At 73.0% G+C, this 25,095-nt stretch carries 1 protein-coding gene (only partly in view); it reads right to left on the reverse strand.

The genetic code is table 11. From position 1 onward, the window contains the following. A protein-coding gene (locus tag ANAE109_RS11900) for an Ig-like domain-containing protein (protein WP_041448300.1) crosses the window boundary here: on the reverse strand, positions 1 to 25,055 show its 5' portion. Its footprint begins 12,976 nt before the window's first position; 25,055 of the gene's 38,031 nt are visible here — the first part of the coding sequence; it begins with the start codon at positions 25,053 to 25,055; the stop codon falls past the left edge of the window. Positions 25,056 to 25,095: the final 40 nt, after the last annotated feature.

Raw genomic sequence — 25,095 nt, forward strand, 5'->3', positions numbered from 1 at the left:
GGGGCGACGTCGCCGCCGACGTCGGTCTTCGTCCACGTCGAGGCGAGATCGAGCGGCGCATCGAGCGGATCGCTCCGGCCGCCGCTACCAGCCCCGTTGAACCGGAACGAGCGGAACACCCCAGTGGTCGGCGTCCCCGCGACGTAGGAGGCGACTGCGAGCCCCACCTGAACCGGTCCGGTCATGGGGACGACCTGATCCGAGCCGACCTGGGTCCAGCTCACGCCGTCCGCGGAGTGGAAGCCGCGGAAGACGTTCCCGAACCGCGTGATGCGGAGCCAGCGCGGCGGGCGCCCCGAGACGTTGGAGTACTGCTTGGCGGCCCCGGCGGACGGTCTCCACCCCCAGTGCGCATTTCCCTGCGCCTCGACGAGCATGGCGGCGTTGGCGCTGCCAGCCGTGAGGTCCTGCCGGACCATCAGGCCTGCCTTCGCATACTGGCTCGTGTATCCAAGCGACTCCACCTCCACGTCCATCGTGAAGTCACCCGTCACGCCGCCCTGGTGGACGAACGTGAACTCGTCGCTGGTCCCCGCGATACCCGCCGCGCCAGCGCCCTGAACCGCGATCGCGACGGGCACCGCGTACGGCCCCGGGAGCGACGTCTGGCCGATGTCGGTCTTGGTCCACCTGCGCGCGACATCGACGCCGCGCTCGAAATCATCGCTGCCGCTCACGAGCACGCCGACGGCGTCCGCGACGAGAGCGCCCGCGACGTCGACGGCGAAGCACTGGATGGAGGGACCGACGGTGCAGACCCGACCTCCGCCCGCGGCGGCGACGGACGTCGCATCGGCGGCAGCCACCCGCCCGATCGTCAGCGGCGCATACGCGGCGGCGACGTCCACGCTCAGGAGCTCTCCAGCGGCGAGGACGAACAGCCGATCCCCATCGGCCGCGATCGACGTGATGGGGCCGAGCGGGAGCGATGCGAGCACCCGCGCCTCGCCGTCGAGGAGCAGCACGCCCTCGTCGGACGCGACGGCGACGCCGCCGCGGAACCCGGCCAGCGCCACGACCTCACGGCGAAGCTCGAGCGAGGCATGCACGACCGCCGGCTCAGCGAGGTCGCGCACCTCCAAGCGCCCGCGCCCGTCGTGCCGAAGCGCGACCGCGACGCCATCCTGCGCGAAGGCGAGCGCGACGGGCGTGTCGCCCAGCAGCGCGCTCGCGAGCACGCGATCGTCGTCGCGCGCGCGCACCTGCAGCACCCCATTGCCGTTCCAGTCCCGCGCGGCGAGCAGCAGCGTGTCGCCCTGCACCGCCAGCGCGGCGAGCTCGGGGAAGCCGGCTGGCAGATCGCGCACGATCTTCGGGGGGCCCGCCGCGAACCGGGTGAGGGTGCCGTCCAGCGAGGCGAGCGGATCCACGTAGCCCGGTACGCTCACCGTGACCTGGACCGGCGCGCCGTCCGGACCCTCGGGGAGCTCGAACGCCGCCGGGGAAGCGAGCTTCGGCTGCGTCCCCACGAGCGAGCCGCCGACGTAGACCGAGGCGGCGCCCGAGGAGACGGGGGCCGTCGCCGCGGCGAGCACGGTCGAGCCGCCAAGGAACTCGGGACCTGCCGGGTACGCGGCCACGCCGCCGTCGGGGACGGCGAGGAGCCGCCCCCCGATGGTCAACGCCTTCACGGCCGGCTTGCTCTCGACGCCGTTCCCGTCGACGGCCACGGCGCGCAGGATGGAGACGTTGCCCGCCGCGCCGGCCGGGACCGTGAACCGGGTGGTCCACGGCGCGCTGCCGAGCACGACCTCGTCGCCGTCGAGCGCGATGCGCACGCTGGCGATCCCGGCGGGAGAGGCCGCGGAGACGGCGACGTCGATGGAGGCGCCCTCGACGAAGGTCGAGGACGTCGGCTGGGTGATGCTCACGATCGGCTCGACCAGCGTCGGCTCCGCCGTCACCTCGACGCTCGCGCTGGCGGCGTTGCCCCGAGGATCGGCCGCGCGCGCCTCGAGCGTGAACGACGTCGCGGCGGACACGAGCGGCGCCGTCCACGACACCGTCCAAGGCGCGGCCGTCACGATCTTCTTGATGGTCGTGCCGTCGCCCTTCGGGAGCGTGAACTCCACCGACGCGACACCGTTCAGATCGCTCGCGCTCGCCGCGACCGACACCGTAGACCCCGCGGGCACACGACTCCCCTCGGCGGGGGCGACGATGCTGACGGTGGGCGCGGTGGCGTCGCGGCGGACGGTGACCGCGAGCGGCGCCGCCTGCCCCATGGCGCTCTTCGAGTCCAGCGCGAAGGCCGTGAACGTGTGCTGCACCTCCGCGACGTCGCCCGTGAGCGCCGCGGCGCGGAGCGGCGGGAGCCCGGACGCGTCCGGCACCGTGAACGAGACGTCGTACTGGCTCGCGCCGTAGTTGACGCGCTTCAGCGGCGCGCCGTTCAGCCGCAGGTCCATCGACGCGACGCCGTTGTCGTCGTGACCGGTGACGGTCACCTTGAGCGGGGTCCCCTCCTCGACCACGCTGGTGCCGCTGACGAGCTGGATCGCGCAGGTGGGCGGCATGTTGTCGACGAGGTTCACGAGCACGATCTGCTCGCTCGCGTTCACGCCGTCGGACATGCGCGCCACGACCGTGGAGGTCCGCCCGAGGTCCGTGTTCGGCCAGGAGAAGCGGAACTTCCCGTCCGCGCCCCGGGGCTGGGAGACGCCGTCCACGAGCAGGGACGGGGTCGGGGTCTGCCCGCTGTCGGGATCGCTGCCGGACACCACGAACGTCCAGGTCACGCCCACGGCCAGGTCCACCGGCTGCGGGCTCGCGGGGAGCGACGTCGTGCTGCCGTCCAGCGCGACCGACACGGACGGCGCCACGACGTCGACGGCGCGGAACTGGTGACGGGACTGAGGCGAGTAGACGATGGGGTTCTGCACCAGGTCGCGAACGCCCTCGACCCGCATCTCGTACAGCGAGGCGGAGCGGAGCGGCGCGCCGGGCGTGAACTCGACGCCGATCGCGGCGCCGCTCGTGTCGGCGAGCACAGCGCGGGCGCCCTCGACCGGCGACCAGACGCCGCCGAGGTAGACGTACACGAGCACGCTGCCGGCGCTGGCGGGATCGATCGGCTCGCTGAAGGTGACCTTCAGCTTCGAGTCGATGGGGATCCGGGGCTCCGTCGGCGCCCACGCGACCGGGATGGGCGGCTCGTGATCGCGCCGGAGGATGGCGTTCGCCAGCACGAGCGGACTGGTCCCGGCCTGCTCCAGCTTCAGCGTGAGCGCCTTCGCGGCGCCGCCCGGGACGGCGAGCGCGAACGAGGAGGTGATCGCGCCCGACGTGAAGCTGCTGGTCGCCACCACGGCCTCGTCCAGGTACGCGGTGAGACCGCGCGTGAAGCCGGTCCCCGTGACCGTGACGGTGCCTCCGACGAGGCCGACCTCGGCGGGGGTGATCGCGCTCACCGCGAGCGGCGAGACGTAGACGAAGCCGCCGTCGAGGGCGGCGGAGCCGCCGCTGCCGGCGATGACCTCGACGCGCGCGGGTCCGGCGGCGACGCCCGGGGGTGTCCTCACGAAGAGAGCACCGTCGGTCGGCGCTCCCTCCGGGACGACGGTCACGCCGCCGATCCGGACCTGCGTCACGGACGCGAGTCCGGCACCCGCGATCTCGACGAGCGTCCCGCCTGCGACCGGGCCGGAGCTGGGCGTCACGGACGCGATCGTCACGCCGCTGGGCGCGCCTCCACCGCGGACGTGGAACGTCCAGGGTCCGGAGACGTCACCGCCGAGGTAGGGCGTGGAGCCGAGCGTCACGCGCTCCGCGTAGACCCTCCCCTCCACGAGCGGCTGCGCCGGCGTGAACGTCACGGTGGTGCCCGCGATGCCCTGCGTGCCCGCGAGCGGGCTCCCGTTGTCCAGCAGCTCGAGCGACGTGCCGGCGACGACGGAGGGCGGGAGGCGGCCCGCGATCGTCACGTTCGCGGAGGCCCCCGCGGCGATGGCCTCGCCCGGCGCCGGAGAGAGCCCCGAGGCGACGGGGTACGGCAACGCGTAGGTGCGCGTCCACGACCAGCCGCCGAGGATCGCGACGCCGGCTCCGATGGCCGCGTGCGAGCCGGAGCCGACGGGAGTGAACGTACGCTCGGTGAAGCTGGTCGCGTCGACCCAGTGAGCCCGCTCGCGGCTGGTGGCGAGGAGCCAGGGGCCAGCGAGCGCCGCCGCCACGGGCTTCTGGTTGCCCGAGGCGTTCGCAGGCACGCTCCAGGATCCGACCTCGAACGGCGCGGTCGGATCGACCGCGTCCACCACGTGGACGGCGCGATCGACCGCGACCGCGATCCGGCTTCCTTCCGACGAGATCGCTGCCGGAGACGCCGTGCTGTAGTTGCGCGCCCACCGCTCGCTCGCGCCGAGGAGCGAGAGCTGTCCATCGGCGAGGCTGCGCAGCTCGACGCGAGCGGTCGTCGCGTCCTCCAGCAGCACCGCGAGGTTTCCCTGGACGACCTGCAACGCGCGGATGGTCGCGCCCGGCACGTACGTATCGGCGACCACCCGGAGCTGCCCGTCCACCATGCCCAGGAGCGAGAGCTCGTCCCCTCCGCCGAGGGCGACGAACGCGGCGCCGTCCCGCGCGGCGATCGCGTTCACCGACTCGCCGTACGGATTGAGCGACACCCGGCCGGTCTCGACGAGGGCGCACGCGGAGAGCGGCCCGGAGCCGCAGCCGTCGACCGCGTATTCGACGATCTCGCTGGGGCCGTAGCTCCCGCCGTCGACCGCGACGTACGCCTTTCGCCCGGACATCGCGAACGCGCGGACCTGGGCGCCCGTCGGTACGCGAGCCTGCTGGAACGGCGAATCCGACGAGAGATCGTAGGCGGTCAGGTGATGGTCGCTGGCGACGACGAGCGCGGTCCCGATCGTGGCGAGGCCCGTGGGGCGCTCCGCGATGGCGGTCCCGAGCGGCGCCAGCGTGAACGTGAAGCCGCCCTCGCTGGTGTCGACCAGCGCACCGGCCGGCGTCCGCGTGGCGACCGCGAGGTCCACCGGGCCGGTGATGCCGTCGGGAGTCTCCGCGACGAGAGCGCCGTCCGCCTCGAGCGTCACGCTGCGGGCGTCCACACCACCGAACGTGACGACGGTCCCGCCGTACAGGCCCTCGCCCGTGATGCGCACGGCGACGCGACCATCGAACGGCGCGAATGCCGGGGTGTACCCCGTGATCCGCGGAGGAACGAGGTACCGGTACGCGCCGAGCCTCAGGTCTCCGAGCCCGCTCACGTTGCGGACCTCGACGCCGGCGGCACCCGCGGCGCCGGGAGGCACCTGGACGCGCACCCACGTCCCGTCGCTCGCGAGCTCGAGCACCGTCGCCTGGACGCCGCCGAGCTCGACGGAGCATCCGGGGAGGAACCCGGTGCCGTGGACCTCGATCGTGTCGCCGCCCTCACGTAGGCCGCTGGGCGGCGACGCCCCCGCCACCATCGGTACGACCGCCGAGGACGTCTTCGCCGTCCGGAACCGGACGTGCGCTTCCGCCCCGAGCGTCGCGCCCTGCAGATCCGCGAGCCCTGCGCCGACCTCGAGCAGGTACTCCGCGTCGAGCGCGAGCGGCGACGAAGGCGTGAGCGACAGGTTCGCGCCGCCCGCGTCGAGGGACACGTGGCGGGTGACGGCCACGGGTCCACCCTCGAGCCCGACACGCTCGAGGGTCACGGCGTCCGCCGTCGCCGGGTCGACGAGCTCCGTGAGGAGCACGTCGATAGGAGCGGAGATCGGCGCCACGCCGTCGTCCTGCGGGCGGGTGCCGCGGAGCTCCACGTGCGGGAGCGGCACCGTCGCGAGCGCCCCCGCGAGCGGCAGCCCGGCGAGCGTCGGGTCCTGGAGCGGGAGCTCGATCGCGGTCCCCTGCTGGTCGAGCACGAGCGTTCCGACGAGGAGGCTCTTGCCGAGGAACGCGAGGCTGCGGGCGTCGCCCGTCACGACCGCGCGCTCGAGGGGGGCGAGCGGCGGAGGCAGCCCCGCCGGGATGGCGAAGCGCTGGACCTTACCGCCCCCTGCCGCGACCCACGCGATCCCGCCCGCGATGGTGGTCTCCTCCGCCGAGACCCAGTCGCTTCCGAGCGGATCCGAGAGGACGAGCGTCCCGCCGTCGACCGGTGCGGCCGGGTTCGTGAGATCGATGACCGCGACCTGCTTCGCGCGACCGAGCGACAGGAACGCGCGCTTCCCCTCGGCGGTGATGTGGCGAGCCGGCGCCGTGATCGGCCTCTCGGCCAGCTCCGCGAGATCCCCGGTCCGGGCGTCGAACACGTGGAGCGTCGGCGCCGTCGCGCTCGCGCTCGTCGCGAGGAGCAGCTTCCCGTGGACCGCGAGGGCGCTCGCCCCGCCCGTGATCGTGCGCCGCGCGACGAGGAGCGGACGATCGGCCTCTCCCATCCGGAACACCGCGATCCCCTGCCCGTCGGCGACGAACAGGAGATCGCCCGCTGCCGCGACGTCGACGGCGGCGCCGGACGTCCCGAGCGGATCGGGCAGCAGATGCGCCTCCGCAGGCAGAGACACATCGATGCGCTGGACGCCGGCAGGGCCGGCGGCGAGGTACACCACGCCCCCGACCTTCGCCAGGCGCCGTGCGCCGCCCACGGAAGGCAGGGTGAGCTGCTTCACCACCGTCACGCGGTTTGGATCGGCCACGTCGGCGACGAGGAGGCCTGCTTCGCTCGTCGTGCGGCCCTCGGCGAGCACGGCCCCCGAGGCGGCCGGGACGTCGACCGTGGCTCCGAGCGCGGCGTACGCGACGCCGCCATCGACGATCACGTGCGCCACCGGCCTCGTGTCGAGGTGCGCCACCGCGCCGGTGCCGTACAGGAACGCGTTCGAGAGGGTGAAGACCTCCCAGTCCCCCGGAACCGTCGACCCGTCGAGGCCGGGCCTCGCGATCCGGGCCTGGACGTCGACCGTGCCGGCGGCGTGCGCAGGCGCGACGGCGAGGGCGGTGTCCAAGGCCGTCACGACGACGTCGAAGGAGTCGGTGCCCCCGAAGTTCACGGCCATCCCGGGCCGGAAGCCATATCCGCGCAGCGTCACCTTGACGCCGCCCGCCTGCGGCGCGCGGTCGGGTGTCACCGACGTGACCCTCACGTGATCGCGGTAGAGGAACGCGCCGATCCGGAGCGCCGTGAGTCCACTCGGGTCCGTGACCTCGATCGCCGCGAGCCCGGGAGCGAGCAGCGGCGCCGGCGGCACGTCGATCTTGATCCAGTTCCCCGTCGCGGAGACGGCGACGACGGTCGCCTCCTGGCCTCCCACCTTCACCACGTCGCCGAGGCGGAATCCGCTACCCGAGATGACGACATCCGGGGTCCACGCGTCGACGTACCCGTTCGCGGGCGCGATCCCGGTGATGGCGGGTTGCAGGCCGTCGCTCGTGACCTCGAACGTCGTATGGACGGGGACGGCGAGCGGGAGGGTGTCGAACCCCTTCACCCCGACGACGTCCACGTAGACCGTCGCGCCGGGCGGCAGCGGCTGGGTCGGGCGGAACAGGATCGAGGAGCCCCGCACGGCGAACTCGACGTCGCGCGAACCGTCGACCGGCTGCGGCCCGAGCCCGTCCTGCCGGTCCGCCATCACCGAGAACGTCGTCGAGTCGACCGAGGTGGGCGCCACCGGCATCGTGAAGGTCACGCGGACGAGCGCGTCAGGAGCCGCGAGCGCTCCGTTCGACGGAGTCACTTCCACCGCCAGCAGCTTCGCGGCGGGGACCGCGACGAGGGTGCTCGTGCCTTCCGTGGCGACGTAGAGGGTGCCCCCCGACCACGTGAGCCCGCTCGCGGGCGCGCCGAGATCCGTGCCCTGGAGCGCGACTGGCGCGGCCTCCTGGGTCACGTCGAACACGAACAGCTTCCGGCCCACCGTCACGTACGCCCGCCCGAACCGCACGGTCAGCCGGCTCGAGACGAGGCTCTCCCAGGACGTGAGGCTCTCGTCCACGGGGACCTTGCCGAGCAGGACGCCGTCGCGGCGATAGATCGACAGCCATAGCCCGTTGCCGGAGGCGCCCGACACGTCCGAGGTGAGCACGTAGAAGCGGTCGGGGCCGAGGTCGAGCGCCAGGGCATCCGACTCGAGCCCGACGGATTCGAGCAGGGGCAGCGTCGGGCTGGCCACGTCCACCTTCTGGATCCGCCCGGGCCCGGCGCCCGGGTCGGTCGTAGAGACGAACGCGGTCGCCCCCTCGAGCCGCACCCCCGTCGCCCTGTCGCCGATCATGAGCTGCGCGACGCGGAACGGGTGGTTCGCGTCGCTCACGTCCGCGAGGACGAGCCCCATCCCCTCGGCGGCGAGGAGCGCGAGGCCCCCTGAAACCTCGAGCCCACGGACCGGGGTCTCGGTCCGGAGGGATCCGAGCCAGATGGGATGCTCCTCGATGGTGACGTCGAAGAGCTCGAGGCCGTAGTAGCTCGGATTTCGAACTCCGACGTAGAGCGTCTCGCCGATGAGCTTCGTCTCGGACGCGAGCCGCGGCGGGAACCCGGGCAGATCCAGCTGCGTGCCGACGGGCAGGTCGTACGAGTAGGTGCCGGCGACCTCCACCTGACCGTCTGGCCGGACGAGCTCGACCGCGACGAGCCCCGCCTCGTCGACGGCAGGGGCGGTGAACCGCAGGCGCGACAGGTCGACGACGTCGACGTCGACGCCGGAGCGCACCACGCCGCTCGCGTGGCGGATGACGACCTGCGTGCCGGGGGCGATCGGCTTGCCCGTCGGAGCCGACACGACGATGCGGGTGCCACCCTCGATCGGCCCGTGCGTGGGTGCGACGGTGAGGCGGGAGCCCACGAGGTCGTCGAGGACCAGCACGGCCATCGGCAGCCGATCCGACGGGCCTCCGGCGTTCTCGACCACGAGATCCACGGGGCCCGCCGGCAGGAGCGGCGCGGTGACCTCGAGCTGCTCGTCGGAGACGACGTCGAAGGCCACCGCCTCCACGCCGCCGACGAGCACGCGCGAGGTGCCCGTCAGGCCGGTGCCCGTCACGGTGAGCGTGGAGGGCGTCGCGGTGCCCTGGAGCGGCTGCGCGCGGGCGGTTCGAGGCGTGACGTCCGCGATGCGGGGCGCCCGGCTGCCCGCCGCTCCGGTGCTGAACGGGAACCGGAACGGGATGAGGAGCCCGCCACCGCGCTGATCCGTGACGCTCGCGTCGACCTGGAGCTCGTAGGAGGTGGCCGGCGCGAGGGGCGACGTCGGCGTGGCGACGATCGCGTACGTCAGGGTCTGGTGATCCTCGCGGACGCTCAGCTGGAGCGGGATCGTCGCCCCCGCGGCGGAGACGAGGCGGACCGACGTCTCGTCCACGCTAGGCTCGGCGAGCGCGCGGTTGAAGCGGACCTCGAGCTGCGCGAGGTCGGGCGGCACGAGCGCGCCGCGCTCGGGCGTGGTCCCGGTGACGTACGTGAACGGCAGCGAGAGCTCCGTCACGGCGGTTCCGCCGGCGAGCAGCAGCCGGTCCGATACGGGCAGCGCGTCGAGGGCGGTCTCGGTGTTGCCGCCGCTGACGAGTCGCGGGTTTCTCGGATCGGACACGTCGATCAGCACCGGACCGCCCGCCTCGCACGCGACGAAGAGAAGATCACCGGCGACTCGCAGCCTGAGCGGTGTGCCGGGCGTGTTGGAGAGGGTCTGGTCGAACGGGATCGCACGGGCGAGCGTCGGGGCCGCCGGGTTCGACACGTCGACGAAGAGGACGCCCTCCCCTGCGGTCGACAGGATGGCCACTTCCTGCACGACGGCGACGTCGGTCACCGGCGCACCGACCGGGAACGTGCCCACCACGCTGGAGCCCGGGCCGTAGCCGTCGTAGATGGTGAGGCGGTTCGAAGGGGGACCCGCCGGCAGGACCTTGGAGACCGAGTTGACCGGCGGCGGCTCCCACATCGTGGGCTCCTCCGGAGGACAGTGCTCGATGCCTCCGAACGAGCCGCTCGTCACGTACAGGCGCCCACCCGAGATGAGCGACGAGTACGGCCGCTCGGGGCCGAAGGTCGCCAGGAGCACCGGATCGCGCGGGTCGCGCGCGTCGAAGAGCTCGACGCGGCCGTCCGTGCTGACGGCGTCGGCCTTCTGGCCGGGGGCCCTGCACTCCGCCGCGAAACCCGAGGCCTTCACCACCAGCGCACCGGTCGGTGTCGACCGCACGCGAACGGCCGCCACGCCTTCCTGGCGCGGCTCGTGACTCATGACCGGCAGGTCTTCCTGCGTGGAGGCCGTCGGATCCGCGTGGCGGCTCGCGTCGAGGATGGTGAGGCCGCTCGTCCCGTTGGCGATGTAGAGGTTCGGCCCCCCGACCGCGACGTCGAGCGCGTCCGGCTCGATCTCGAGGTCATCCGGCAGCTGCACGGCGCCCACCGGCGCCGGTGCGTCGGGGTCGGGCATGTCGTCGCCGAACATCGACATCGGCGGCATGCCCGGGAGGATCCCGAGGTTGAACGCGCCCCAGACGTCGGCGGACGCGTCGACCGCGTCCACGATCTGCGCCAGCGACGCGCGCGGACGACCCGCCAGCGTGACGTCGTAGGCGACGACCCGGAACGACTCCGGGATGGTGGCCGCCCCGAGGTTCGCGCCGATGAACGGCTGCGGGAACGAGTTGCCGGAGAAGTGCGCACCGGGCGCCGCGTACACGAACAGGGGCGTCTGGAGATCCTGCGCGAGCGCTCGGGGCCGGACCGCGACCGCCTTCTCCTCACCGGAGTAGGGCAGCCCGTATCCCACGTCGCTCGGCGACACGCTCCGCTGCAGGCCGTCCGCCGAGACGACCGTGACCTCCGCCGGACCGAACGAGCCGGGAGGCGCGACTGCGGTCAGCTCCACCGTGGAGGTCACATTCACGCTGAGTGCTGGCAGCCCGCGGATCAGGACCCGAGTGGACCCGAGCGGCCCCGACCACGAGGGCAGGAACCCCTGCCCGGTCACGCGCACCACGCTCCCGCCGCGCGGGTTCAGGAAGCGCGGGATCGCGACGTCGGCGTACAGCGGGGCGGAGTAGAAGTACCCGCCCGGCCGCCGGTCGCGGACGCCACTCGGGTTCACCACCTCGACGTCGGCGAGCCCTGGCGCGCCCGGAGGCGTCTCGATCGTGAGGCGGGTCGCCGAGGCCGCGAGCACGCGGGCCGGCTTCCCTCCGACGTTCACGGACGCGAGGAGCTCGAAGCCTTCGCCGAGGACCTCGATGACCTCGCCGCCCTCGGCCGGCCCGACGCGTGGCACCACCTGCGCGATCCGAGGCCACGGCCCGGGCGCGGACGCCGCCACGAAGCGGACCTCGAAGGGCGCAGCGAGGGCCTGGCCCTGGTGGCTCGTGAGCGTCGTGTCGATGCGCAGGCGGAGCTCGGCTCCGAGCGGGAGCTCGGCCGCTGGCCGGAACACGAGCGTGCTCACGAGCTCGGCAGGGCTGCCAGCCTCGAGCACGCCTGGGACCTCGACGCCATCGGCCGTGAGGGAGAACGCGGCCGGCGCCGTCGCTGGGTCGACGGTGGTCGAGAGGATGACGCTGATCGAAGGCAGATCGACGGGCACGATCTGGCCCGGCGTGACGCTGATCGACTCGACGGCGAAGTCGACGGGATAGCCGAAGTCGACGGACCAGCCGAGCGATCCCCGATCCCGGATCGTCAGGAGCTGGCCGTACGCCATGGTGACCGACCGCGCCTGACCGCCCTTCGCGCCGGACACGTAGTACTTCAGCGCGGGGTGCAGCACGTCGGACACGTCCACGACGGCGACCCCTGCGTCCCCGGCGGCCACGTACGCGAGGTCGCCGGAGAGCGCGAGATCCCAGGCGAACCCGCCGACGGACAGCGCCGCCCGCTCGACCGGGTTCGCTGGGTCGCGGACGTCCAGGATGACGAGCCCGCGGCTCCCCGCGGCGACGAACGCGAACCCGCCTCTGAGCTTCACCTCCTGCACGTCGAGCGAGCCCACCGAGGAGAGCGGCCGGGCGGCGCCGGAGACGTCGATGAGCTCGAGCGAACCAAACGCGATCTGGTCGGTGGCGAGGCTGGGCGAGGTCTCGCCTCGGAGCCCCACCCCGAGCGCAGCCAGGCCCTCCTCGACGGCGAGCACCTGCGCGGCAGGCGGAGCCTCGTGGGTCCCGACCGGGAACGGCGCGTGCTGGGGAGGTGACGAGATGTCCCACGTGCGGAGCCCGTCCGTGCCGGCCGCCGCGAGGAGCCGGTCTCCCCGGGCATCCAGGCCGAAGACGCTGCCCTGGGTCGAGCCGCCCCCGATCTGAACGGGCGCGGACGGGTTCGAGACGTTCACCTCGGCGAACGCCCCCTCCGCGATCCAGTGCGTATTGTCGACCGCGCGCCAGGTCCGTAGACCGACGTAGATGCGGTCCCCTCCCTCGGGCGGGTAGCTGATCGAGACCGCCTCGCCGCCGAGCGCGAGCCGGCCGATGACGCGGTCGTCGACCCGGTCGCCGTCGACGTCCACCAGCTCGTCTCGGAGGTCCGGCGGGATGTAGAGCCCCTCGAGCGGGGTCCCATCCTTCGCGTCGCGTGTGTACGTGCCGCTGAGATCGATCACCTGGAGGCCGCTCGCGCCCGCCGCCAGATAGGCGACGTTGTCGATGACGATCGCGTCGTAGATGCGTCCGTCGTAGGCCACGGCGGACATGGTGGGCCGATCGAACGTGAAGGCGCCCTCGAGCGTGTCGGTCTCTCCGTCGGGGTTCCGGACGGTGACGTCGGCCTGGCCGACAACTCCATTGGGCGTCGTCGCCTCGATGGTGTCGACGCCTAGGACGCGCACCTCGTCCGCGAGCACCCCCTGGAACCAGACCTGCACCGCCCCGACGGGCGAGAAGCCGGTGCCCTGGATCCGCACCCGCGTCGTTCCGGACGCGGGGCCGCGGTCCGGGGTGACGGAGAGCACCCTCAGCTCGTCCCGGTACACGAACGCGCCGACGCGGTCGAGCGACGTCCCCTCGACCGTCTCGAGCTGCAGCGTGACAGCGCCGGCCGGGTTCGCGGGCGCCTCGACGACCATCCTCGTCCCCGTCGGGTCGAGTTGCACGATCGCCGCAGGCTGGCCGCTGAACCGGACGGCGACGTTGCCCGGAGCGGTGCCGAAGCCGGTCCCCTCGATCGTGACGAGCGCGCCGGCGCGCCCCTGGCGCGGCGACACGCTCGAGACGCTCAGCGGCACCGCGCTCGTGCTGCGCGCCGTCGAGAATTCGGCCGTGTAGGCCGCGGGCATCGGGGACCCCGGGCCGCCGTCCCGCGCCTCGTGGATGCCGTCGACGACGAGGCGGTAGCGCGCCGAGGTGGCGAGGGGCTGCGAGGGCGTGAGCGTGATGACGTCGCCGGCCGTCGTGACGGTCGCGTCGACCTGAGCGCCGTTGGCGGAGCCGTCCATGCGGAGGAGGCGGACGGTCGCGATGTCGGCGTCGAAGATCGGGCGGTTCGTCTCCACGCGAACCGCCGCCGAGACGAGCACGCCCGAGGCCCCGTCGGGCGGATCGCTCGCCACCACGAGCGGGAACTGCAGCGGGACCACGACGAGGCCGTCGTTCGCCGCCACACCGGCGCTCAACGCCACGTTGGTCGGGCTGACGTTGATCGTCTTGGCGACGCTCACGACCGCGACGTCGCGCTCCAGCGCCGCGCCCGCGAGATCCATCGCGGGGAAGAGGTCGACCGCGTCGATGGAGCGGTGGTTCCCGGGGTCGGCGAGCGCCGTCACCTGCAGGAATCCGCCCCCCCCCGACCAGGCGCCGACACCGAACTGAGCGCCGGCGGACGCGAAGTAGAAGCCTCCGGCGCCGGTGGCGATCACCGGCGTCAGATCCGCGACGTACTTGGGCTCGGCCGGCGTCGCGAGCGACAGGCTCCGCAGCCAGCCATTCGCGGCCAGCCCGCGTCCCGCCGCGCCCGACAAGTCGGCGAAGCTGGCGGGGAGCGACGCGATCGAGCGGAGGCCGGGCTGAGCGAGATCCACCACCAGCCCCGTGCCCCCCGCCTTCAGCGTGGTCGAGAGCAGCGCGTAGCGCCCCAGGGTGGCCACGCGGCGAATGGGGAGCGCCTGATGCGCGCCGTTCACGAGGTAGTCGCTCTGGTACCCGAGGAGCACCGGGTGCACCGGATCGGCGATCGAGAAGATCGCGACCCCCTTCGAGCCGGAGGCGACGAGGAGCAGGTCGTCTGCCACGGCCACCGAGGTGGCCTCGCCCTCGAACGGGACCGTCGCCAGGATCTCCGGCCCAGCCTTGTCCGAGCCGTCGACGACCAGGACGGCCGGCGCGCCCTCCCCGGCCATGTCCATGTTGGGCAGGACCTTGGCATTCGCCACGACGTAGGCGAGGTCTCCTCGGACGACGAGGTCCGAAGGGACGAGCGGAGGCGGCACGCTGAGGACACCCATGACCGAGGCGTTCCGCGGATCGCGGACGTCGACGAACGACAGCGCTCCCCAGAGGCTCTTCTCGCGCAGCTCGACGACGTTGCGGGCGGACTCGTCGATGAGGGCGTCGGAAAGCACCCACGCGACGCCGTCGCGCAGCGCCACGCGCCCCGGCGGCATGCGCGGCAGGCGGAAGGCGGGACGCTCCTCGGTGCCGTCGAGCTTGGGATCGTGCCGCCCGACGATCGAGGTGACCTGCAGCTCGGAGTAGAAGAACGCGCCCGGCGCCACGGCCCGGCGGCCATCGGAGTTCTCGACGACCACGTCGGCGGGGCCGAACGAGCCGGGCGGCGTGTAGAACTGGATGTGACCCGGGGTGAGGACGCGCACGTCCACTGCGGGCACGCCCGCGAGCGTGACCGCCGCGCCGCGCTCGAACCCCGCGCCCGACAGCACGACCAGATCGCCGCCCGCGAGCTTGCCCGTCGCGGGCGAGCAGAAGTTGGCCTGCAGGAGGTCGAGGTAGGTGAAGCCGCCGAGCAACGAGCCTTGCAAGCCATCGGGGTTCACGATCGACACGAGGGCGGGGCCCAAGACGCCCATGGGCGTCTTCGCCGAGACCCGCCCATCGGCGAGGACCTGGACCTCGGTCGCCTCACGATCCGAGAAGAAGACGCGCGCGCCCTCCTGGACGTTCAGCGCGGAGATGCTCACGGTCGTCCCGCCGTCGGCCGGTCCGGCGCTCGGAACGACGTCGCTCACGATGGGGAGAGGCGCGTCCACCGCACGCGTCCGGAACGAGGAGACCACGCGCCGCTCGAGGGGGAGCTGCGCGTCCGTCTCGAGCCCGGTCCCGACGGTCAGGAAATAGGCCCTCGCAGGGCGGAGCTCCTCCACGGGCCTCACGTAGATCCGCCGATCACCGACCTCGATCGTCGCCTCGACGACGGGCCCGATGGCGGGGTCCTGCTCGCGGAGTACGACGTTGGCCTGCGCCGACGCCAGCGTCACCGGGGCGGAGAGCTCGACCTCGATCGCGAGGTCGGGCGTCGAGAGCGCGACGTCGAGCGCGCCGTCGGGCGGCGTCATGCCGGTGACGAGGAGCCGCGGCAGGACGTAGCCAGCGACGCTCGCGGGTCCGGCTCCGCTCTTCGGGTGAAGGGCCACCGCGCCCCCCGCCGCGATGCCCACGTCCGCAGCGGCGGAGAGGTTGGCGCGCACGACGGGCTTCGCGTCCGTCATCGCGTCGGACAGCGCCGACACGGTCATCAAACCCTTCACCGGGTGGGCGTCCTGATCCACGAGCGCCGTGGACGTGACGACGGTGCGGCCGGCCACCGCGACGTCGACCATCCCGGACGCGCGGAGGTCGCGGCGCGCCGGGGCGTGCGACAGGAGTGAGCGGACGACCGGCTGCGCCGGGCGGGAGATGTCGATCACGGCGAGCTGCGATCCGCCGCCCGAGCACCCGACGAACGCGCGGTCGCCCTGGGCGGCGACGGTCACGGCTCCGGATGGCACGGCGACGAACCCGAGCTCCTTCAGCTCGGGGTCCCGAAGGTCCAGGATCCGCAGCCCTCCCGTATCGGCCGCGACGAGCAGCCGGTCACCGGCGACCGCGACGTCTCGCGCCACGCCGACGACGGGGATGTTGGTCAGCCGCACCGGCTGGGTCGGATCGGAGAGATCGACGACCGCCACGCCTGGCTCGCCGTTGGCGACGAACGCGAGGCGATCGCGCGCCGCGACGCCCCCGACCTCGGGCCCCACCAGCTCGATGGCGCCGCGCCGCTTCGGGACGACGGGATCGGCGACGTCGAACACCGCGAGCAGAGGACCGGAGAGCCGCCGGTCGATGCGGGAGGCGCGGGTCGTGACCAGGGCGAGACTGCCGTGGAACGTCGCGCTCGCTCCCGGGCCGTCGAGATCCAGCGCGCTGAACCCTTCGACTCCGCCCTCCAGGGCCCGCCCGATCCGGAGCCGGGACCACGGCTGGAACGGCGGCGCCTCGGGCTCGCGCACGGCGGCAAGGAGTAGGCCGTCGGGCCGAACGGCCATCGGCCCCACGTCCCTGTCAGCCGAGGGCGACCACCGCTGATCCTTCGGCCGCATGCCGAGCTCGACGCTGACGAGCTGCGACAGCTTCGTGTTGTTGGACCGGTCGTAGGCCTGGGCCTGGAACGTCTGGAGCTCGCCGGCGATGCGGGCGGGGAGCTCGCCCTGAGCGGCGCCCGCGACCCAAGGGTACTGGTGCAGCGGGCGGTTCGCGGGACCGATCGTCGTGGCCGCGGTGGAGCCGATGGTCACCCCGTCCACGAGGAAGTCGACCTTCGCAAGAGGGGGCGCGTTGTCCTCCGCCGCCGCCGCGAGCGTGAGCTGCTCGCCCAGCGTCACGACGTCCCGATCGACGGGATCCACGAGCTCGACGGCGGGATCGACCGTGTCCTTCACCGTACCGATGACGACCGGCTCGGACACGGTCTCCTGATCGGCCGTGTCCGTGGCGATCGCGGTGAGCGTGAACATCCGGTTCGTCGCGCCCACCGGCGCGTAGAAGCTCCCGCGGAACACGTTCGGCGCGCCCGGGACGCCCGCCGAGGTGAACGCCGCATCCACCTTCTTGCCGTCCACGAGGAACGCGACCGATTTGACCCCGCCGTCCTCGTCGACCGCCTCGGCCTCGATGCGGACGACCTGGCCGTCGAACACGAGCGTGTCCTGGAGCGGCTTGACGATGTGGATGCTCGGCGGCTGATCGGGCACCACCGTTCGCACGGCCGGGGCGGACGCGGTCCGCTGACCAGCGACGTCCACGGCGTCGGCCCGGAGGACGACCTCCTTCCCGACCCACTCCTTGGGCGGCGTCCACATCACGCGGTACGGCAGCATGAGCCGCTGGTCGATCTGGGCGGGATCGTCGGCGTCGATCCCTGCGAAGAACTCGACGCGTGCGACCGCGATGTCGTCCCATCCCTCCGCGTCGATCCGCGAGGGGATCCCAGCCACGAGCTTCGCGGGCGGGAAGAGCGTCACGCCCGGCGCCTCGTCGGGGATGGCGGTCACCGAGACGCTCGCGTGCCCCGTGAGGCCGGAGAGATCGGTCGCGCGAGCGGTGATGGCGATGACCTTCCCCGCGTCGCCGCGCGCGACGGGGTACGTGAACCGGAACGGCGGCGACGGCATCGTCGCGACGGTCGTCCCGTTGACCTCGAACACCACCGACGCGACGCCTACGTCGTCGTCGGCCCTCGCCTCGATCTCGAGCTTCAGCCCCTCCGGGATCTGCGACGCGTTCCTGGGCGACAGGAAGCTGACGGTCGGCGGGGTGGTGTCCGCCTTCGCCAGCACGGTCACGGACGGCGCCGTCGAGACGTGACCGGCCGCGTCCCGGGCCTTCGCGTTCAGCACGAGCGTGCGCCCCGCGGAGCCGTGAGGCAGAGGAACCCGGAACCCGTACGGCCGGGTCGTGGAGAAGAAGCGCATCGTCCCGTTGAGGCCCCCGTCGACGGTGGCCTCCACCGAGGTCACCGCTGCGTCGTCCTGGGCCGCGACGACGAACGCGAAGTCGCGTCCCTCGGTGACCGTCTCGCCGTTGCGGGGCTCCGCGATCGCGACGGTGGGCGCCGCGTCGGACACGATGGGGAGCTGGACCACGTTGCTCCACACCTCGTGTCCGTACGTGTCCCTCGCCCGCGCGCGCAGGTGGAGCATCCTGCCCGGCTCTGCCGCGGGGACGGCGACGAGGAAGTTGAACGGCGGAGCGCGCATGGTGACGTCCGCCGGCACCCCGTCGACCCACAGCTCGACGCTCGAGATGCCGACGTCGTCCTCGGCCGCGATCGCCACCGGCAGCTGGGTCAGCTCGACCGCCCGCCCGTACTCCGACGGGGAGATGATCGCGACCCCCGGCTCGCGGTCGCGCACGATGTCCACGTAGTGGACGACGCGCGGCGTCGTGCGGTTGCCGGAGACGTCCCGGGCCTCCGCGGCCACGAAGTACGGCATCGTGGCGACGCCGTCGGGCAGCGTGGGCAGGCTCAGGTCGTACTGCACGACGGGCGCGTAGATGCCGCCGGGCGAGCCCGGCAGCATGTTCTTGGGCGGGAACCCGCCTGCGACGTACGCGAGCGCCAGCGCCGCCTCGCTCTGGCCGCCGTAGAGCTCGACCCGGTCCACGAGCACGTTGTCGGAGGCCTGGACCTGCACGCGCACCGGCGTACCCTCGACGACGTCGCGACCGAGCACCGGCCTGAGGAACTCGACGACCGGGGGGGCCTCGTCCGCCACGACCTCGACGTCACGACCCACGACGGTCTGGTTGCCCTCGAGGTCGGTGGCGACGGCTCGGACCGAGAGGCGCGACGAGCCGTGGGTGGGGTCGGGATCGAGCGCGACGAAGCCGGGAGGGAGGCTGACCTCGGCCCGGAACTGCCGGAGCCGGGTCACGTCGTCGAAGGGGGCGGTGACGGTGGGCGGGCTCGTGGCCGCCGCGGCTTCCACCGCGATCCGGATCGCGGCGTCCGCCGCCACCGGCAGGCCCGTCTCCGTATCGATCGAGATGACCGGGACGTCCTGCGAGTCCTTCGCGAGGATCCCCAGGGCGCGCTGGCCGTTCACGTACAGCTCCACCTGCGACACGCCGGTGTCATCGCCCGCCACCGCGAGGAAGGTGAGCTGGATGCTCCCCTCCGCGAGCGTGGCGCCGTTCGCCGGCGCGGCCACCGCGAGCGCGGGCGCCTGCGGGTGACGCGTCTCCAGGATGAGCCGCGAGCTCACCTCGTGGCCGCGGGTGTCCCACGCGGTCACCACGAACACGGTCGGGGTTCCGTCGGCGCGCACCGGGGGCACGACGCTCGCGCTGAGGGTCGCCGAAGCACGGGGCGCCGCGGAGTAGTCCGCGTCGAGCACCGTCGCGCCGTCGTACACCACGCGCACCCGCGTGGCGCCGACGTCGTCGCCGACCCTGAACGAGACCGCGGCGGGCGTCGCCTGCAGGACGCGGGCGATGCCCGACTCCAGCTCCTTCGCGCCGATCCGCTCGACGACGGCCGGAGAGCCGCTCGCGATGCCTGTGAACGCGATCGATGGCGGCGCGTCGGGGACCACCGTCACGTAGAGGGGGTCCGTCAGCGACGCGTTTCCGGCCCGATCCTGCGCGAGCGCGCTCAGGGGGACCGGCGCAGGGCCGGAGAGCGGCAGCGTCAGCGTGAGCCGCGACTGAGAGCTGCCGAGCGGCGGGACGACCTCCGCCTTTCGAGCGCCGTCGGCGAGGAGCTCGAGCCGCTCGACGACGACGTCGTCGCGATGCGTGACGATCACGTCGAAGGGCGCGCCGTCCACCGCGGGACCGGGCCGGCCGAGCGCGAGCGAGACCTCCGGCGGCTTGCGGTCCGGCACGGAGGGGTGGAGCGTCGTGTACATCCCGACGGCGCCGGCCGTGTCGACCGCGATCGCCGTGAGGCGCGCCTCCGAGAAGCCCAGCCCCCCCGGCACCCGGACGCGCTGGGTCTCGGTTACGGCGCCAGGGCGAACGCTTGGCTCGAACGCCTGGACGCCGATCGCCTGACCGAACGCGCGCGCACGGAGCTGAGGCGCGATCGTCCCCTTCGTGTCCAGCAGCGCGAGCGCCGCGGTCTCGATCCCGGAGCCCGAGGGCAGCGTGAGGAGGACCTGCTCGACCTGGATCACCGCGTCCGGGAAGGACAGGTCCGCGGAGTGCGCCGGCGCAGCGAGCGCGACGGTGCCACGCCCGCCGGGGAACCTCCGCAGGAAGTCCAGCAGCCGGGCATCGCTCTCGAAGCCACTGCGTACGCGGTAGGCATACTGAACGCCTACCGTGCCCTCCACCCCGGGGGCGGCGAACGTGAGCTTTCCTGCGTCGCCGCTCTCGGGGGCTCGCCTGAGCGCCGCCGGGGCGCGCACGGTCAGCGCCCCTTCACCCGATGCCACCTCGAATCCTTGGTCGCCCCAGAAGGTCAGCACCGCGCGTGCGCCCGCGACCGCGCCCGGCGCCGCGATGGTCACGTCGGCCGCGCTCGCGGAGGTCACGTCCGAGGTCGAGAGCACGACGAAGCCGGCCCCGACACCGGCGTCGTCCGACAGCGTCAGCGGGACGATCTCCGGCTTCTCCTCGACGAGCTGGCTGCCCGTGATCGGGGCGATGAACGAGACGGTGGGTGGCGAGTCCTTCACGAGCTCTCGCGTGAGGCTCGTCTCGCCCACCCGCCCCTTGGCGTCCACGGCGCGGGCGGTGATCGTGATCGACCGCACGTCGTCCAGCGCGACGACCGCGGGCGCCGCCCACGTGACCGTTTCCCGCACGCTCGCGGCGGGATCGAACGGGGAGAGCGCGAGCGGCTCGCCGTCGACGTCGAGCGAGAGCGCGCTCACGACGCCGTCGTCGTACGCGCCGACGTGGATCTGGATGGTCGAGCCGCCGACGATCCGCGCCGCGTCCGGCACGCCCTGCAGGGTGATCGAGACTCGCGGAGGCGTCTGATCCTCGAACGCCGTGATCTCGACCTCGACCTCGCTCGTCGAGGTCCCGTTCCCGGCGGGATCGTAGGCTCGCGCGGAGAGCCGGTATCGCCCGGGCTCGACGCCGGCGAAGCGGACCGTGCCCTGGAACGATCCGACGTACCGGCGACTCACGAGGATCTCGCCGGGGCCGAGCGGATTCTCGGTCCGGATCTCCTCGAACCGCTCGGACTTCGGCGCCAGGAAGTCCTTGCCGTCGCCGGTCTTCAGCTCCCGCAGCTCGGTTCCCTGGAGCTGCACCGCGACGCGGCTCACGCGGACGTCGTCCATGACCTCGACGCGCATGCCGAGCGAGCCGCCCTCGCGCACCTTGATCGGTCCCGTCGCGGGCGGACGCGGAGGGAGCGGCGCCGAGAGCGACGCCGAGGGGGCCTCCGTATCGCGCCCGACGCTGAGCCGGACCGTCCCGGCGCCGTCCTGCAGCGCGGTGTCACGCGCGATGACCCCGACCTCGGGCTCCTCACCCTTGGAGACGATGGGGGCCCAGACGGTGAGCACCTTCTCGCCGCTCGCGTCGATGGGACTCCCCTTCGTCGGGAGCGTTCCCCAGAGCTTCCCGCCCGACACACCGGAGACCCCGAGGACCCCGTCGTCGTCCGCGAGGGTGTACGCGATGCGCACGTCCTCGCCTTCCTTGAACGGCGCGCCCGGCGGCGGGACGAGGATCGAGACGGTAGGGGGAAGGTCCTTCACCGCCCGGAGCGTGAGATCGCGGCTCGCCGAGAGGTTCGCGGAGTCCTTCGCCACGGCCGTGAGCTCGAGCTCCTGACCCTGGGCCTCCGCGGGGATGGCGACCTTCCATTCGTACACGTGGTAAAGCTCGTCGGTGTAGCTCCGCTGTAGGACCGGCGAGACGCCGGCTCCCTGCAGCGTGACGCTCTGGAGCGCGACGTTGTCCGACGCCACCCCGACGACGATCACGTCCCGCCCCGCGAACACCCGCTCTCCCTCGGCGGGCGAGCGGAACGCGACGAGCGGTGGCTTCGTGTCCGGGACGACGGTCACCGCCAGCGTCGCCTCCGCCGACTGCGGCTCGGGGGCGGTGGGAGACGGTGACTCGACGGCCACCGCTCGCAAGGTCAGGGCGGGGCGCGCGGCGCCCGTGTTCGAGAGGGTGAACCGGTACGGCGGGACGAGCTTCGTGCCGACGGCGACGCCGTCGGCGTAGAGCTCGACGCGTCCCACCGCCACGTCGTCCTCGGCCTCGACGAGGACCTCGAGCTTCGTGTGGGCGGTGACCTGCGCGCCGGGGACCGGGCTCACGATGCGGACGGTCGGAGGCGCGTCGGCGCGCGCGTGGACCAGCACCTCCGGCGCCCGGCCCACGTTGCCGCTCGCGTCCGTCGCGCGGGCCGAGATCCGGTGATCGGCGCCGGTCGCGAGCTGCGCCGCGCTCACCACGGCGTGGCTGATGAACGAGCCGCGCACGCCGGCGTGCTCGTCAGGCGAGTCATCCGTGTAGACGACGTTCCCATCGAAGAGGACCTCGACCTTCGCGACGCGGACGTCGTCGAGGCCTGCCACGCTGACGAGCAGGTCCTGGGTCTGGGTCACGTCGGCGAGCTCGCGCGGCGTGACGATCGCGAGCGTGGGCGGGTTGCGGTCGGTGGTGCCGTAGACCGTGAGCTCGTCACGGCTCTCGTTGCCGGCCGCGTCCCGGGCGACGGCGGCGACGAGGAGCGTCTGATCCTGCTCGGCGACGGGGATCTTGTACGTGACGTCGAACGCTCCCGCCGACGAGGCCCCGACGATCTGGCCGTTGACGGACCAGGTGACCATGCAGCTCGTGCCGCCGTCGTCGAGCACGCGCGCGGTGAGCAGCGCCAGCGAGCCCATCGGCAGGGACGCGTTCGCCTGCGGGGTCAGGATCTTGATCTGCGGAGGCTGGTCCTTCCGGACGGTCGCGTCGAAGGCGACCCGTCGCTCGTTCCCTCCGACGTCGATCGCCTGCACCTCGAGCCGGAACATCCTGCCGACCTGATCCGCCGGCGGCGCCCACGTGAAGCTGAACGGCAGGTCGCCTACCAGCGTCCCGGCGACCGTCCCGCCCACGAGGCGCTTCCTCGCGACGGCGGTGCCGTCGACGAGGAGCGCGGCGTCCACGCCGATCCCCATCGCGTCGTCGCCGATGTGGCCGGCGACCTCGAACGGAACGCCGGCGGTCGCGTCCACGATGGAGCCCACCGGCTTCTGCAGCGTGACGAGCGGCGGAGCGTCCGCCACGATGCGGACGAGGAGCGTTTCCGAGACGACGACGGCGCCCGCCCGGTCCACCGCCTCGGCCCGGAGGGACATCCCCGTGCCCGCCGCGTCCGGCTTCGGGATGTAGGTGATCTCCCAGACCGGCACGGCGACGCTCTCGGGCTTGAGACCCCGCGCCTGCTCCTCGTCCGTCTGCGGTTTCTGCCGCATCTCCAGGCGTGCGCTGGAGGAGGATCCGACCGGGACGTCGTCGACCGTGAAGCGAACCACCTGGTAGTCGTCCATGCTGCCAGAGAGGCCGTCACGGCTCGTGACCCGGAGCATGACCGGGAGGCCCTGGATCAGCATGGCGCCGGCGGAGGGCGCCTCCCACCTCGGCCCCTTCCCCGGGACCGGCGCGTCGGTGACCGGGACCGACACCTCGGGCGCCGTCGTGGAGGCGCCGGCGGTGTCGATCACCTTCGCGGCGATCTTCATCACCGTTCCGCCGTACGGCGGCGCTCTGAGCTGCAGCACGTAGGGCGGCTCGGCGTCCTCGGCGGTGGGGACGCCGTTCAGCACGAAGACCACCTTCGCGATCCCGACGTCGTCCTTGGCCTCGGCCCGGACCTCGAGCGAGCCGCCGGCCTGAACCGAGGAAGGGACGCGGAGCTTGAGCTCCGGCGGCCCGTCGAGCGCGTCGACCCGGAGGCGAGCCTCGTAGCCCGCGTGGCGGGCGGTGACGATCGCGGACCCGGGCTTTCGGGAGGTGACCCGACCGTCGGGGGAGACGATCAGCACGGAGGGATCGCTCGACGCATACGTGGTCCCGAGGGACCCCGGCGTCAGATCCACGCGGCGCCCCGTGCTGAGGACGCCCTCGAGCTTCAGCTGCGTGGAGCCGCCCACGCGAGGCACGGAGGCGCCCGCGGGTCCGAGCTCGACCGCGTCGAGCTGCGCGGTCGAGTCGACCACCACCTCCGCCTCGTGATCGGTGCCCGCGTACGAGACCCGGACGCGCGTGATCCCGTTGGCGCGAGCCATGACCTGACCGTCGCGCGTCACCGCTGCGATCGACTCGTCGAGGCTCGCGTACTCGACCCCCTTGCCCGCGCCGCTGAGGTCCACGTCACCGGCCGCGGCGAAGCGGGCGATCACCTTCAGCTGCTCGCGCTGGCCGAACCCTTCCGCGAGCAGCACCGGCGCGGGCATGACGGTGAGGCCGAGCAGGACGTCGAACCGCTCGGAGTCGGTGAACTCCACCGCGGAGGTATGGACGGCGCGCCCGAACGGATCTCGCAGCGCGACGTCCGCGATGACGACGCCGTCGAGCGGTGGGTCGAAGCGCGTCGGGAGCGCGAACGTGATCTTCCCGGGCGCGTCCGCTCGCGGGTACGCGAACACCTGCCGCTCGTGGACGAACATCGCGTCCGCCGCGACCTGGGCGAGGTTGCCGTTGACGGAGCGGAGCACCTGCGCCGAGACGCCGGTGACCGAGGCCTCGGCCTGCGCCACCTGACCCGAGTACGCCACCTCGACGAGCAGCGCGCCGGACGCGTCCCGTCGCACCTTGACCGGCTCCTGCCTCGCGAAGGCCGGCGCGCTCGCGCCCGCCACGATGCGCCCGTTGAAGGCCGCGCCGCGCGCGCCATCCGGCCCGATCGCCTGGGCCTGCACGTCGACGACGCCGTCCGCCGGAAATGCCGTCCCGAGCGGCACGTGGACGTGGAACGCGACGGCGCTCGCGTAGTCCCGATCGACGATCGCCTCGCGGAGGGACGCGAACCCACCGGACGTCGGCGACGTTCCCTGCACCGTGACGTCCAGCTGCGCCGCCTGTCCGTCCACCTGGAACGCGAGATCGAGTCCCGTCGAACCGACCTGGATGGGCGCGAGGGGGCGGACCGACACCACGGCGGGCGGTCCCGCCCAGGCGACCGCGGGCAGCAGCAGGCCGAGCGTGCATGCGGCGACAAAGGCCAAGGGTCTCGAGGCGCGACGCTTCACCGTACCCCCTCGCCCG

Source organism: Anaeromyxobacter sp. Fw109-5, from assembly GCF_000017505.1.
In the GTDB taxonomy this organism is placed as follows: Bacteria; Myxococcota; Myxococcia; order Myxococcales; family Anaeromyxobacteraceae; genus Anaeromyxobacter.